We start from the raw sequence: 14,538 nt of genomic DNA, 5'->3' as shown, positions 1-14,538 counted from the left end.
GCCGTCTCAGTCCTGCCCGTACCGAGGATCGACGGACTCGGGGGAGAGCCCGAGCAGCTCCGCCACCTGCTCCACCACGACCTCGTGGACGAGCAGCGCCCGTTCGTCGCGGCTCTTGGAACGGATCTCGACGGGCCGGCGATAGACGATCACGCGGGCCGGGTCGTCCTTCGCCGCCGGGACGGAGCCGCCCAGCGGCACCGCCTCGCCGGGCGCGGAGGGCGGCACGTCGAGCACCAGGAACTCGACGTCCGCCAGCTGCGGCCAGCGCCGCTCAAGGCGCTCCACGGAGTCCAGGACGAGATCGCGGAAGCCGTCCGCGCGGCTCGCGGACAACGGCACCTGCGGCGGGGCGACCGGCCCCCGCATCCCGCGGCCATGACGGTCACGACGGCGCGTCCGGGGCTCCACCGGAGCCGGGCGCGCCTCGGCGGAGCCGGACTCGCCCGCGCGGGACTCACCCGGGAGGGGTTCGCCCGAGCGGGGCTCGTTCACCGGGGAATCGCCCGTACGGGACTCGGCCGGACGGGACGAGGGGCGCGGCGGCACAGGACTGTCCATCACTGACGCAGCGTAACTCTCCTCGGTGTCACACGACCGTGGCGCACACGTGCCACCTGGGGGTCGCCCCACCCCTCCTGTCGATAGTTGAACATTCCAGCCAAGCGCGGGCTCGATTCCATAGGTTCAAGCGATCGGCCATCTGGCCGTCCTTGACCGGATTCCTGTCGGACGATGTCCGGATCGACCGCCGTCCCCACCCCCGTTCCCCTCCTTACGCGCAGGTCAGGACGGTCGCCCGAAGAGGGCCCGTGTCAGAGGTCACAGCGCGACACGGGCGAGTGACCTGGTGGAGAGTCGTCGCGGCCCGCTCAAGAGTGCGGTACCGTCCAACGTCGTGAGCCCTGTACGTCGCTGTTCGCGCACCGCGTGCGGCCGCCCTGCCGTCGCGACACTGACGTACGTCTATGCCGACTCGACTGCGGTCCTCGGCCCGCTCGCCACCTACGCCGAGCCCCACTGCTACGACCTGTGCGCCGAGCACAGCGAGCGCCTCACCGCGCCGCGCGGCTGGGAGGTGGTCCGACTAGCCGATCCCTCCGCCCCCGCGCGCCCCAGCGGCGACGACCTCGAAGCCCTCGCCAACGCGGTACGGGAGGCGGCCCGCCCCCAGGAACGCGCGGCGGAGGCCGGCGGCAAGGGCGGCGGCGGTCGCGGCGGGGACCCCATGGAGGTCGGCCGCCGAGGCCACCTGCGCGTCCTGCGCTCCCCGGACAACTGATTCCCGGCTACGCGGCCAGTTCTGGCTACGCCAGTTTCTGACTACGCCGCTTCTGACTACGCCGCTTCTGATCCACGCCGCTTCTGTCCACGCCGCCAATTCCGGCCCCGCCGACAAGGCGCTCTGCCCTCCCGCGCACGGCCCCCGGTAGGTTGGGCCTCCGTACACGCGCCGCACACGCGTGCCGACGCAGGCGTATTCAGGAGGGTTGTTCCGTGGCTGCTGATCTGTCGCAGATCGTGAAGGCGTACGACGTCCGCGGGGTGGTGCCGGATCAGTGGGACGAGACGCTCGCGGAGCTGTTCGGCGCCGCGTTCGTCCAGGTGACGGCCGCGGACGCGATCGTGATCGGCCATGACATGCGGCCCTCCTCGCCGGGCCTGTCGGGCGCCTTCGCCCGTGGCGCGGCCCGGTTCGGCGCCGACGTCACCCTGATCGGGCTCTGCTCGACGGACCAGCTCTACTTCGCCTCCGGCAGCCTGAACCTGCCGGGCGCGATGTTCACCGCCTCCCACAACCCGGCCCAGTACAACGGCATCAAGATGTGCCGCGCCGGCGCCGCCCCCGTGGGCCAGGACACCGGCCTCTCCGAGATCCGCGCCCTGGTGGAGCGGTGGTCGCGGGAGGGCGCCCCGGAGGCGGCCGCCACGACCGGCACGATCACCGAGCGGGACACGCTGAAGGAGTACGCCGCCCACCTGACGGCACTGGTCGACCTCGCCGAGATCCGCCCCCTGAAGGTCGTCGTGGACGCCGGCAACGGCATGGGCGGCCACACCGTCCCCACCGTCTTCGAGGGCCTTCCACTGACCCTCGTACCGATGTACTTCGAGCTCGACGGCACGTTCCCGAACCACGAGGCCAACCCGCTCGACCCGGCCAACATCGTCGACCTCCAGGCCCGCGTCCGCGCCGAGGGCGCCGACCTGGGCCTCGCCTTCGACGGCGACGCCGACCGCTGCTTCGTCGTCGACGAGCGCGGCGAGGCGGTCTCCCCGTCCGCGATCACGGCGCTCGTCGCCGCCCGCGAGCTGGCGAAGACCCCCGGCGGCACGGTCATCCACAACCTGATCACCTCCTGGTCGGTCCCCGAGGTCGTGCGCGAGAACGGCGGCGTGCCGGTCCGCACCCGCGTCGGCCACTCCTTCATCAAGGAGGAGATGGCGAAGACGGGCGCGATCTTCGGCGGCGAGCACTCCGCGCACTACTACTTCAAGGACTTCTGGAACGCCGATACGGGCATGCTCGCGGCGCTCCACGTCCTGGCCGCCCTCGGGGGCCAGGAGGGCCCGCTGTCGGAGCTGGTCTCCTCGTACGACCGCTACGCGGGCTCGGGCGAGATCAACTCCACGGTCGCCGACCAGGCGGCCCGCGCGGCGGCCGTCAGGGCGGCGTACGCGGACCGGGACGGCATCACCCTCGACGAGCTGGACGGCCTGACCGTGGCGGCGGCGGACTGGTGGTTCAACCTCCGCCCCTCGAACACCGAGCCCCTCCTCCGCCTGAACGTCGAGGCCCGCGACGAGGCGACGATGGCCAAGATCCGCGACGAGGTCCTGGAGCTCGTCCGCGCGACGGCCTGACCGGGCCGTCCCGGCCGGGGGACGGGGGCGGGCGGCGTCCCCCGGCGGTAGGCTGACCTGGCCCAAAGGGCAGCACCACCATTCGTTTGCTCGAAGGGAAAACCCATGCCGCTCGAAGCTGGCCTCCTGGAGATCCTGGCCTGCCCGGCGTGCCACGCGCCGCTGAACGACCGCACGGCGGCCGACGCCCCCGAACTGATCTGCACCAGCCCCGACTGCGCCCTCGCCTACCCGGTCCGCGACGGCATCCCGGTCCTCCTGGTGGACGAGGCCCGCCGCCCGCAGTAGAGGGCCGGCCGCCGACGGCGGACAGGTCCTACGGACGGTTCGCCGCCGACGGCGAGTCACCACCCACGGGAAGACCCGCACCTCTGTCTTCCCAGTTGTACGGGTGGTGCGGGTGGGAAGAACCAAGCCCGGCCGAAGGCCGGGCGCACCCCAGCCCGCACGGCCCGCACCCGCACGGCCCGCACGAGCCCACGAGCCCGCACCCGCCCCGCCCGTACCCGGAGGCCACATGCTCGACGAGACCCTCCTCGACGCCCCGGACGCCCTCGCCCTCGCAGACCGCCGCAGCCTCCTCCGCGGCGCCGCCGAGGCCGGCGCACGGGTGCGGACCGCGGCCCGGCACGCCACCGAAGCCGGAATCGCCGAGCTCAGCCCCGAGGGCCGCCCCCGCGCCGTCCTCGTCGCCGGCCCCGGCACCGCCGCCGCCGGCGTCGCGGACCTGGTCGGCGCCCTCGCAGGCGCCGCCGCCCCGGTGATCCGCCTCCAGCCCACCGGCGTCGCCCCCGCCCCCGGCGCCCTGCGCTGGGGCCTGCCCGGCTGGGCGGGCTCCGTGGACCTCCTCCTCATCCCGACCATCGACGGCTCCGAGCCCGGCCTCGCGCTCCTCGCCGAGCAGGCGTACCGGCGCGGCATCACCGTCGTCGCCGTCGCCCCGAAGACCTCCCCGCTCGCCGAGACCGTCAGCGCGCCCCGCGGACTGCTCGTACCGATGGCGATGGCCCCGCACGAGAGCCCCCACGAGTACGAGGAGACCCTCGCCGCGGGCCCCGGCGCCCTGTGGGCCCTGTTCACCCCGCTCCTCGCGCTGCTCGACCGCGTCGGCCTGGTCGAGGCCCCGTCCGAGACGCTGGAGAAGGTCGCCGACCGCCTGGACCGTACGGCCGAGCGCTGCGGCCCGGCCATCGCCACGTACAGCAACCCGGCCAAGACGCTCGCCGCCGAACTCGCCGACTCCCTCCCGCTGATCTGGACCGAGGGCGACGCCGCAGGCCCCGTGGGCCGCCGCTTCGCCGCGGTCCTCGCCGAACTGGCCGGCCTGCCCGCGCTCGCCGCCGAACTCCCCGAGGCCCTGCCCGCCCACGGCGTGCTGCTCGCGGGCGACTACGCGGCCGGCGCCGACCCCGACGACTTCTTCCGTGACCGCGTCGACGAGCAGCAGGCCCTGCGCGCACGGGTCGTGCTGCTGCGCGACCGCCCGACCGACGCGGGCGGCCTGACCGCCGCACCCGCGGCCCGCGAACTGGCCCTCAGCCACGGCACGGCCATCAGCGAACTGGAGCCGCTGGCTTCGGAAGAGACCCCGGGCGAGGCGGGCGAACTCCTGGAGACCCTGGCCGAACTCGTCGCCGTCACCGACTTCGCCGCCATCTACCTCTCCCTGGCCTCGGCGGGCATCGCACCCCCGCCACCCCCGACGTAAACCACCCCGTCACACAGCCGCCACGTCCCAGACGCCCCATCCCACTTCCATCAGCACGATCGCACCACCGCACCAAGGAAAGCTGGAAGGCTCATGGACCGCCTCGTCAACACCGTCCGCCCCTACGCCTGGGGCTCCACCACGGCCATCCCGGAACTCCTGGGAACCCCGCCCACCGGCGAACCCCAGGCCGAGATGTGGATGGGCGCCCACCCCGGCGCCCCCTCCCGCACGGAGCGCGGACCGCTCAACGAGGTCATCGACGCCGATCCCGTACGCGAACTGGGCGCGCCGGCCGTCGAGAAGTTCGGCCCGCGCCTGCCGTTCCTCCTCAAGCTGCTCGCCGCCGGCGCCCCGCTCTCCCTCCAGGTCCACCCCGACCTCGCCCAGGCGAAGGCCGGATTCGCCGCCGAGGAGGCGGCCGGCGTCCCGATCGACGCGCCCCACCGCAACTACAAGGACGCCAACCACAAGCCCGAACTGCTCTGCGCCCTCACGCCGTTCAACGGCCTGTGCGGTTTCCGCGACCCGGTCGAGGCCGCCGACGCGCTCTCCGCGCTCGGCGTCGACTCCCTCAAGCCGTACGTCGACCTCCTGCACGCCCACCCCGAAGAGGCCGCGCTGCGCGAGGTCCTGACGGCCCTGCTGACCGCCGACCCGGCGGAGATGGCGCACACCGTCACCGAGGCCGCGGCCGCCGCCGAACGCCTGGGCGGCGCCCACGCCCCGTACGCCGCGCTCGCCCACCACTACCCGAGCGACCCCGGCGTCATCGCCGCCATGCTGCTCAACTTCGTCCAACTCCAGCCCGGCGAAGCCCTCCACCTCGGCGCCGGCGTCCCGCACGCCTACCTCGACGGCCTCGGCGTCGAGATCATGGCCAACTCCGACAACGTGCTCCGCTGCGGCCTCACCCCGAAGCACGTCGACGTCCCGGAGCTGCTCAAGATCGTCCGCTTCGAGCCGACCGACCCGGGCGTCCTGCGCCCCGAGGCGTCCCCGTCGGGCGAGGAGGTCTACGACACCCCCATCGACGAATTCCGCCTCTCCCGCTTCGTACGGGCCGAGGGTGCGGCCCCCACCGACGTCACCGCCACCACTCCGCAGATCCTGCTGGCGGTCGCGGGCCGCCCGAAAGCGGGCGAAGTGACCCTGGCCCCCGGCGAGTCCGTCTTCGTACCCGCAGGGGAATCGACCGAACTGTCCGGTACGGGAACGGTCTTCCGCGCCACCGTCGTCGCCTGATGCAACAATGACCGGCCGAACGGCGGCAGCAGTGCCGGAGTACCGACGAAGGGAACACGTACACCCATGAGCGCGTCAGGCGGAACCAAGGCGATCGTGGCGGCGCTCGCCGCGAACCTCGCGATCGCGGTAGCCAAGTTCGTGGCGTTCCTCTTCAGCGGTTCGTCCTCGATGCTGGCCGAGAGCGTCCACTCGATGGCCGACTCCGGCAACCAGGGCCTGCTGCTGCTCGGCGGCAAGAAGGCCAAGCGCGAGGCGACCCCGCAACACCCCTTCGGCTACGGCCGCGAGCGGTACATCTACGCCTTCCTCGTCTCGATCGTCCTCTTCTCCGTCGGTGGCATGTTCGCCATCTACGAGGGCTACGAGAAGATCAAGCACCCGCACCCGATCGAGGACTGGTACTGGCCGATCGGCGTTCTCGTCTTCGCGATCATCGCCGAGACCTTCTCCTTCCGCACGGCCATCCAGGAGTCGAACGCGATCCGCGGTGGCCAGTCCTGGACGGAGTTCGTCCGCCGCGCGAAGGCCCCCGAACTCCCCGTCGTCCTCCTGGAGGACCTCGGCGCGCTCGTCGGCCTCTTCCTCGCCCTCGGCGGCGTCGGCATCGCGCTCCTGACCGGTGACGGCATCTGGGACGGCATCGGCACCCTCTGCATCGGCATCCTGCTCATCGTCATCGCGATCGTCCTCGCGGCGGAGACCAAGTCGCTGCTGCTCGGCGAGGCGGCCGGCGTCGACCAGGTGAAGAAGATCGAGGAGGCTGTCGTCGACGGCGAGACCGTCACCCGCCTCATCCACATGCGCACGCTCCACCTCGGCCCGGAGGAGCTCCTGGTCGCCGCCAAGGTGGCCGTACGCCACGACGAGACGGCCACCCAGGTGGCCAACGCCATCAACGCGGCCGAAGAGCGCATCCGCACGGCTGTCCCGATCGCCCGAGTCATCTACCTGGAACCGGACGTCTACAGCGAAGCGGCAGCAGCCGCAGGCGAAAACCCGGCGAAGACCCCGGGCGGCAACACGCACTGACGCCCGCTGACGGCCCGACGGCCTGACGCCCACCGTTGGTGGCAGATCGCCCGCTGACGCCCACCGTTGAGGAGATCGCTCCGCAGACGCCCACCGTTGTGGGCAATCGTTCCGCAGGGCGGAACGGGTGGGCACAACCCACAAGAGCGGCGCCGCTTCAAGCCCCGCACCACAAGGGCCCGAGGTCACCATGACCCCGGGCCCTTGTCGCTTGGCGCGCAAGCGCGCCAGGGAGCTACTCGACCTCCCCCAGCACCCGCAGTACCGCCACCTCATCGACCGCCGAGAGCAACCGCTCCCGGAACCCCGGATCCATAAGCTTCCGCGACAACATCGCCAGGATCCGCAGATGCTCGTCCCCCGCCGCCGCCTCCGGCACCGTGATCATGAAGATCAGCCGCGCCTTCGTCCCGTCCAGGGAGCCCCACTCCACACCCTCGGCCGACCGTGCGAAGCCGACGATCGGTGCCGTCACGGCATCGGTCTTGGCGTGCGGGATGGCGATCTCCTCACCGAGCCCGGTCGTGCCCTGGGCCTCCCGCGCGAACGCCGCCCGCACGAGCCCGTCGAGGTCCGCGACCTTCCCGGTGGTGGCGAGCATCGCGGCCATCTCACGGATGGCGGAGTCCTTGTCGCCGGCGTCCAGCCGTACGTTCACGGTGGCACCCGTCAGATACCCGGAGAGCACGGCTTCGCGGGGTCCCGGTGCAGCACCACCGGACCCACCCACACCCGCACCGACAAGCGCAGGCGCAGACGCAGGCTCAGCAACAACCCCAAGCCCAGGAACCCCAGCAACGGCAACAGCAGGCACCAGCGCCCCCGCACCACCCCGGTTCCGCCGCTCCCGAATGTCGATCAGCGCGTTCGTGGTGAGCGCGGTGACGACCGTGCCGACCGCCACGGCGAGGAAGAACATCGGCACACCGCCCACCGCGCCGAGGACGGCCACGATCGGTCCGCCGTGCGGCACCGCGTCCGTCACGCCGGCCATGCCCGCGATCGCACCGGCGACCGCGCCACCGAGCATGTTCGCCGGGATCACCTGCGCCGGCCGCGCCGCCGCGAACGGGATCGCACCCTCCGAGATGCCGAACATGCCCATGAAGAGCGAGGCCATCCCGGTCTCCCGCTCCTGCTCCGAGTACAGCTTGCGGCGCATCAGCGTCGCCAGGCCCTGACCGAGCGGCATCACGGGGATCGCCGCGGCGCACATGCCCATGACGCTCATGTTGCCCGTGGCGATGAGCCCCGCGCCGAAGAGGAACGCCGTCTTGTTGACCGGCCCGCCCATGTCGAACGCGATCATCAGGCCGAGAATCGCGCCCAACAGAATGGCGCTCGTCCCCGTCATCCCGCCGAGCCAGCTCGTCAGATGCTCGAAGACCCAGGAGATCGGCTGCCCGATCACGTAGATGAAGAAGAGCCCCAAGGCCGTGGTCGCCACGATCGGGATCACGATGATCGGCATGATGGGCTGGACGAACTTCGGCACCCGGACCTTCTTGATCCACAGCACCAGATACCCGGCGAGGAAGCCGGTCACGATCGCCCCGATGAAGCCCGCGCCCGCCTCGGAGTGGTACAGCGAACCGTCGGCGGCGATCCAGCCGCCGATCATGCCCGGCACGAGCGCGGGCCGGTCGCCGATCGCGTAGGCGATGTAGCCGGACAGGATCGGCACCATCAGCTTGAAGCCGATGACACCGATGTTGTTGACGTCCATCCAGAAGGAGTCCTTCGGGATGACGAGACCGTCGGGGGTCGCGTGCCCGCCGATCGCGAGCGAGATCGCGATCAGCAGCCCGCCGACCACGACGAACGGAATCATGTACGAGACACCGTTCATCAGCGCCTTGTACGCGACACTCCGCTCCTTCCCACCCCCGGCACCGCCCTCGGACCTACCGGCTCCGTCGGCGCCGTCACCCCCGCCCGCTCCCTGCACGGGCGCACTCCGCACCTGCTCGATCAGCCGCTCCGGATGGTGGATGCCCTCGGCCACTCCGACGGTCAGCACCCGCTTCCCCGCGAAACGACTGCGGTCCACGTCCTTGTCGGCGGCGATGATGATGCCGTCCGCCTGCTTGACATCGTTGTCACTGAGCACATTCTCGGCCCCGATGGATCCCTGGGTCTCCACCTTGATCTCGACGCCGAGCGCCTGCGCGGCCTGCGCCAGCTTCTCCGCCGCCATATACGTGTGGGCGATACCGGTCGGACAGGCCGTGACCGCGAGCAGCCTCACCTTCCGCCCCTCACTCGCTGGACTGGTCACGGGCTTCTCCTCGTACTCGCTGGTGGTTCCCCAGCATCGTGCCTCAGATGGCAACGCTGTCAAAAGTGCGTAAGGCCCCGGATGACCGGGCCACAGGGCCCTATGTCGAGGCCGGATCCGGCCGAATCCCCGCCCTGGGCGGGCTGTGGATCGTCGAGGCGATCGGTGTAGATTCGTGACCAGCCAGACGTCGCTGCTGATGGCGGTCGGGCGGCCCCTTCGGGGACCGGCCGAGGGAGAGAGGGCCTCCGACGACTGCACCGCGTGAGTACCCGGGCATTCGTATGCCCGCGCCACCTCATGTCGCGGTGTCAGGCATGCCCCGACCGACCCTCGAACCCGATCGAACCCGATCGTGAGGAGCAGCCCAGTCATGACGACTGCCGCCACCCAGCAGGACTTCAAGGTCGCCGACCTGTCCCTGGCCACCTTCGGCCGCAAGGAGATCACCCTCGCCGAGCACGAGATGCCCGGCCTGATGTCGATCCGCCGCGAGTACGCCGAGCAGCAGCCGCTCGCCGGCGCCCGGATCACCGGCTCCCTGCACATGACCGTGCAGACCGCCGTCCTGATCGAGACCCTGGTCGCCCTCGGCGCCGAGGTCCGCTGGGCGTCCTGCAACATCTTCTCCACCCAGGACCACGCCGCCGCGGCCATCGCCGTCGGCCCCACCGGCACCCCCGACGCCCCCGCCGGCGTCCCGGTCTTCGCCTGGAAGGGCGAGACCCTGGAGGAGTACTGGTGGTGCACGGAGCAGGCCCTGACCTGGCCGAACACGCCCACCGGCGGCCCGAACATGATCCTCGACGACGGTGGTGACGCCACCCTCCTCGTCCACAAGGGCGTCGAGTTCGAGAAGGCCGGCTCCGCCCCGGACCCGTCGACCGCGGACAGCGAGGAGTACGGCTACATCCTCCGCGTCCTCAACCGCACCCTCGGCGAGAGCCCGCAGAAGTGGACCCAGCTCGCGTCCGAGGTCCGCGGTGTCACCGAGGAGACCACGACCGGCGTCCACCGCCTGTACGAGATGCAGCAGGCCGGCTCCCTCCTCTTCCCGGCGATCAACGTGAACGACGCCGTGACGAAGTCGAAGTTCGACAACAAGTACGGCTGCCGCCACTCGCTCATCGACGGCATCAACCGCGCCACCGACGTCCTCATCGGCGGCAAGACCGCCGTCGTCTGCGGCTACGGCGACGTCGGCAAGGGCTGCGCCGAGTCCCTGCGAGGCCAGGGCGCCCGCGTCATCATCACCGAGATCGACCCGATCTGCGCGCTCCAGGCGGCGATGGACGGCTACCAGGTCGCGACCCTGGACGACGTCGTCGAGACGGCCGACATCTTCATCACCACCACGGGCAACAAGGACATCATCATGGCGTCCGACATCGCCAAGATGAAGCACCAGGCCATCGTCGGAAACATCGGTCACTTCGACAACGAGATCGACATGGCCGGCCTGGCCGCGACCCCCGGCATCGTCAAGGACGAGGTCAAGCCGCAGGTCCACACCTGGACCTACCCCGACGGCAAGGTCGTCATCGTCCTCTCCGAGGGCCGCCTGCTGAACCTGGGCAACGCGACCGGCCACCCCTCCTTCGTGATGTCGAACTCCTTCGCGGACCAGACCCTGGCCCAGATCGAGCTCTTCACCAAGCCGCAGGAGTACCCGACCGACGTCTACGTCCTCCCGAAGCACCTGGACGAGAAGGTCGCCCGCCTGCACCTCGCCTCGCTCGGCGTGCGGCTCACGACCCTCCGCCCCGAGCAGGCCGCCTACATCGGCGTCGACGTCGAGGGCCCGTACAAGCCGGACCACTACCGCTACTGATGCCGGCACGGGCGTGCGCCAGTGCACTGACGCACGCCCGTCACCCGCACCCGTAGAGGAATCAGGCAGGCCCCCGCACCCCCGTGCCGGGGGCCTGCCTCGTCCGACGGGCCCGCACCCGGGCCCTACCGCCCCACGAAGCTCCCCGAGGATTCGGATCCATGCCCCGCGGCCGTTATTCGCTCCATGACCCGCACGATCACACCCCCCTCGGCGAAGAACACTTCAACTGCGCGCCCGGCCCCTCCGGCTGGCGCTACGTCTCCCAGACCACCACCCCCTCCGGCGACCACGCCGGCTCCGTCGACCTGGCCATCGACGAACTCGGCCGCCCCATCCGACTCGAACTCCACGCCGCGAGCTGGCAGGTCCGCGGCGCCGCCCTCGACGGCGTCACCTGGGTCCGTACGGACCCCACCGGAACCCACGCCACCGAAGGCAATGTGCGCGCCCACGCCTTCACCGGCACGTCCCCGGCGTTCCTCGTCGCGATCACTCGACTGCTGCGTCTCACCCCCGCTTCCCCCGCGACCCGCATCCGGCTCGTCGCCTTCACGGATCCCGTGCTCGCCCCCCTCACGATCGACCAGTCCTGGGCCCTGCTGAACAGTGAAGCGCACGCCACTGACAACGGCCGTCTGATCGTGGACGAGTACCAGGTCAACGCCCTGGACACGGGCGAACAGCACACGGTTCACGTCACCGGAGACGTGGTCCTGTCAGCCCCCGGCATCGAACTGGAATCCCTCGACACCCCGCCGTCCGTCTTCCCCGACACCGCGACCTAGGCCGGCGGCGCGAACCCGGTGGAACGCGGCGCCTCAGCGGCAGCCGGAGCGGGAGCCTGAGCCGGCGGAACACCCCCGCCGGAGGGAACACCCCCGCCGGAGGGAACAGCCCCGCCGGAGGGAACAGCCCCGCCGGAGGGAACAGCCCCGCCCGGACCGCCACCAGCCGGCTCGGATCGAACGCCTCCCACCCCTGACACGGGTGACACCCCCGGAACCCCCGCCTCCATCCGCACAGGGGAGAACGCCCGCCGGGCGTCGCGGGCCTGCCGCTCGCCGACGACACCGGCCAGATAGGCGGCCGCGGGCACACCGGCGGGCGGCGGAGTCCCCGTCCGCGCGACCAGCTCGTCCGCCAGCCGCTCGGCGATCCGCTGCCCCACCGCAGGATCCAGCTGCCGCATCCGCGTCAGGTACTGCCGTATCTCCCGCCAGAGCCCGTCCGGCACGCTGGAGAGATCCAGCTCGGTGAAGCGCCCCACGAGCCACGGCGGGGGAGGCGGTACGAACGCGCTCCGCGCCGCAGGCACCCGCTCCCGCACGACGAGGGTTCCCGCGAAGACATCACCGAGCCGCCGCCCCCGGGCGGACACCAGCGAGGCGATACAGGCGACGACCCCGAACGTCATCAGGATCTCCACGACCGCCATCGCACCCCGCACCAGCGCGTGCCGGAACCGGATCGGCCCGCCGTCGTCCCGCACCACCCGCAACCCGCAGGCCAGCTTCCCCAGCGACCGCCCGTGCGACAGCGTCTCCACCGCGATGGGCGCTCCCACCAGCACGAGGATGAAGCAGGCGATTTTCACCGCCATCTGCGCGGCTTCGTCGAGGGAAGCCGTGGCCATCGTGAGCCCGACCGTGACGAGCAGATAGGCCGCCCAGACGACCACCAGATCAAGGAAGAGCGCCAGAGCCCGGCTGGGCAGCCGCGCCGGCTGCAGCCCCAATACGACGGCGTCCCCCGTAACCACCCCGCTCAAGGCGCCCACCCTCTTCCGACCTAGCCCGACCCGTGGATACGACAGTCTGCCAAGCTGACCCGCAGCGCGCCGCAGTAGTAGGGACCCGTACGCACCACCCAGTGCCTGGAGCAGCAGCCGATCATGGACCTTGACGTCTTCGTCACCGCCCACCGCGCCGAGTGGGACCGCCTCGACCGCCTCCTGCGCCGCGGCGGCAAGCTCACCGGTGCCGAGGCCGACGAACTCGTGGCCCTGTACCAGCGGACGGCCACCCATCTCTCCCTGATCCAGTCCAGCGCCCCGGACCCCATGCTCACGGCCCGGCTCACCCAGCTCGTCGCCCGAGCCCGAGCCACGGTCACCGGCACCCGCCGCTCCTCCTGGCGCGACGCGGTCACGTTCCTGACGGCGGGCTTCCCGGCCGCCGTCTACCGCTCACGCCACTGGTGGATACCGACGGCCGTCCTCTCCCTCCTCCTCGCGGCGATCATCGGTTGGTGGATCGGCACGCACCCCGAGGTCCAGTCCGCCATCGGCGCCCCGGCGGAGCTCCGCGAGATGACCCGCCCGGGCGGCCAGTACGAGACGTACTACTCGAGCAACCCGGCGGGCTCCTTCGCGGCCCAGGTCTGGACGAACAACGCCCAGGCCGCCGCCATGTGCCTGGTCCTGGGAGCGTTCCTGGGCATCCCGGTGATCTGGATCCTCTTCTTCAACATGCTGAACGTCGGAGTGGCCATCGGCCTCATGTCCGCGGCCGGCCGCCTCGACATCATGCTGGGCCTTCTCCTCCCGCACGGCCTTCTCGAACTGACCGCCGTCTTCGTCGCCGCCGGCACCGGCCTCAAGCTCGGCTGGACGGTCATCGACCCCGGCCCGCGGACCCGCAGGGCGGCGCTGGCCACCCAGGGCCGCGCGGCCGTCGGAATGGCCATCGGCCTCGCCGTCGTCCTCTTCATCTCGGGTTTGATCGAAGGCTTCGTGACCCCGTCGGGCCTCCCTACCTGGGCACGCATCACCATCGGCGTCACCGCCGAGCTGGCATTCCTCGCCTACGTCTACGTCCTGGGCGGTCGCGCGGCCCGCGCGGGCGAGACCGGCGACCTCGCCGACGCCGACCGCAGCGCCGAGCTGCCGACCGCCGCCTGATGTGCGCACGGCCTCGCTGACCTGCTAGTCTCCTCTTCGCCCACAAAAACCGTTGACACGGCGAGCGTGGGGAGGTAGATTCAAACGGTTGCCTCGAACTGGACAAGTTCGGTGGCGGCCAAGTAGTATCTCTCTCGCTCCGGTCGGGATTCGATTTCCACGGAGCCACCCCGATTCCTTATTCGAATCACGAAAGCCACCGATTAGGTCGGCCGGAATGAATCTGATAAAGTCGGAATCGCCGGAAAGGGAAACGCGAAAGCGAAGAACAGCCCGGCAGCCCGCTCCAGCGGGTGGCAGAAACGGGAAATCGGATCTGCTAAGCTGGAAACACGAAAGACCGAAGGGAAAAGCCCGGAGGAAAGCCCGAGAGGGTGAGTACGAAGGAAGCGTCCGTTCCTTGAGAACTCAACAGCGTGCCAAAAATCAACGCCAGATTAGTTGATACCCCGTCCATCTTCGGATGGTCGAGGTTCCTTTGAAAAAGTCCACCCCTTGGGGTGGCACACAGCGAGGACGCTGTGAACGACCGGTCCTATTCCGACCGATCGTTCCGCTCTCGTGTGTGTAAACCGGATTACCGGTAAACATTCACGGAGAGTTTGATCCTGGCTCAGGACGAACGCTGGCGGCGTGCTTAACACATGCAAGTCGAACGATGAAGCCCTTCGGGGTGG

12 protein-coding genes and 1 rRNA gene are annotated in these 14,538 nt (G+C 70.7%); 10 read left to right on the top strand and 3 right to left on the bottom strand.

The window, feature by feature from the left end; genetic code table 11:
* Positions 1–6 precede the first annotated feature (6 nt).
* The gene (locus ACFWRO_RS16850) at positions 7–411 is read right to left on the bottom strand and encodes a metallopeptidase family protein (protein WP_384510894.1); all 405 of its coding nucleotides are present in this window, start codon (positions 409–411) and stop codon (positions 7–9) included.
* 439 nt (positions 412–850) lie between these two features.
* Between ACFWRO_RS16850 and ACFWRO_RS16845 the strand changes: the two genes are divergently transcribed.
* The 6 genes from ACFWRO_RS16845 (at position 851) to ACFWRO_RS16820 (ending at position 6,850) form a co-directional block, all read left to right on the top strand.
* Positions 851–1,282 (top strand): DUF3499 domain-containing protein, encoded by a 432-nt coding sequence (locus ACFWRO_RS16845; protein ID WP_384510551.1) that lies wholly within the window; start codon positions 851–853, stop codon positions 1,280–1,282.
* Positions 1,283–1,497: 215 nt separating this feature from the next.
* Positions 1,498–2,865, top strand: a complete 1,368-nt coding sequence (locus ACFWRO_RS16840) for a phosphomannomutase/phosphoglucomutase (protein WP_384510549.1) — start codon at positions 1,498–1,500, stop codon at positions 2,863–2,865.
* Between the two features lie 105 nt (positions 2,866–2,970).
* On the top strand, positions 2,971–3,153 hold the full coding sequence (locus tag ACFWRO_RS16835; protein WP_384510545.1) for a Trm112 family protein: 183 nt from the start codon (positions 2,971–2,973) through the stop codon (positions 3,151–3,153).
* Between the two features lie 229 nt (positions 3,154–3,382).
* The gene (locus tag ACFWRO_RS16830) at positions 3,383–4,573 is read left to right on the top strand and encodes an SIS domain-containing protein (protein WP_384510542.1); all 1,191 of its coding nucleotides are present in this window, start codon (positions 3,383–3,385) and stop codon (positions 4,571–4,573) included.
* A 93-nt stretch (positions 4,574–4,666) separates the two neighbouring features.
* Positions 4,667–5,818, top strand: a complete 1,152-nt coding sequence (gene manA / locus ACFWRO_RS16825; protein WP_384510540.1) for a mannose-6-phosphate isomerase, class I — start codon at positions 4,667–4,669, stop codon at positions 5,816–5,818.
* Between the two features lie 66 nt (positions 5,819–5,884).
* Positions 5,885–6,850, top strand: coding sequence for a cation diffusion facilitator family transporter (locus ACFWRO_RS16820; RefSeq protein ID WP_384510537.1), 966 nt, complete (start codon positions 5,885–5,887; stop codon positions 6,848–6,850).
* Between the two features lie 235 nt (positions 6,851–7,085).
* On the opposite strand, the gene ACFWRO_RS16815 is transcribed toward ACFWRO_RS16820, so the two are convergent.
* The gene (locus tag ACFWRO_RS16815; protein WP_384510534.1) at positions 7,086–9,128 is read right to left on the bottom strand and encodes a fructose-specific PTS transporter subunit EIIC; all 2,043 of its coding nucleotides are present in this window, start codon (positions 9,126–9,128) and stop codon (positions 7,086–7,088) included.
* Positions 9,129–9,501: 373 nt separating this feature from the next.
* Between ACFWRO_RS16815 and ahcY the strand changes: the two genes are divergently transcribed.
* Positions 9,502–10,959 (top strand): adenosylhomocysteinase, encoded by a 1,458-nt coding sequence (gene ahcY, locus ACFWRO_RS16810; RefSeq protein WP_384510532.1) that lies wholly within the window; start codon positions 9,502–9,504, stop codon positions 10,957–10,959.
* Between the two features lie 161 nt (positions 10,960–11,120).
* Positions 11,121–11,747, top strand: coding sequence for a hypothetical protein (locus tag ACFWRO_RS16805; protein WP_384510529.1), 627 nt, complete (start codon positions 11,121–11,123; stop codon positions 11,745–11,747).
* Here ACFWRO_RS16805 and ACFWRO_RS16800 read toward each other — a convergent pair.
* Complete coding sequence (locus tag ACFWRO_RS16800; protein ID WP_384510526.1) at positions 11,744–12,730, bottom strand: RDD family protein; 987 nt, start codon at positions 12,728–12,730, stop codon at positions 11,744–11,746. The two genes, ACFWRO_RS16805 and ACFWRO_RS16800, sit on opposite strands and share 4 nt — an antisense overlap.
* Positions 12,731–12,853: 123 nt before the next feature.
* On the opposite strand from ACFWRO_RS16800, the gene ACFWRO_RS16795 reads away from it, so the two are divergent.
* Together ACFWRO_RS16795 and ACFWRO_RS16790 are read left to right on the top strand one after the other, a co-directional pair.
* Positions 12,854–13,861 (top strand): stage II sporulation protein M, encoded by a 1,008-nt coding sequence (locus tag ACFWRO_RS16795; protein WP_384510524.1) that lies wholly within the window; start codon positions 12,854–12,856, stop codon positions 13,859–13,861.
* A gap of 590 nt (positions 13,862–14,451) precedes the next feature.
* Positions 14,452–14,538: ribosomal RNA gene (locus tag ACFWRO_RS16790) — 16S ribosomal RNA — on the top strand; the annotation flags it as partial.

The organism is Streptomyces sp. NPDC058579, assembly GCF_042718575.1.
Classification (GTDB): domain Bacteria; phylum Actinomycetota; class Actinomycetes; order Streptomycetales; family Streptomycetaceae; genus Streptomyces.
The sequence above is the reverse complement of the archived record's forward strand: the minus strand, read 5'-3'. Positions and strand labels throughout refer to the sequence as shown.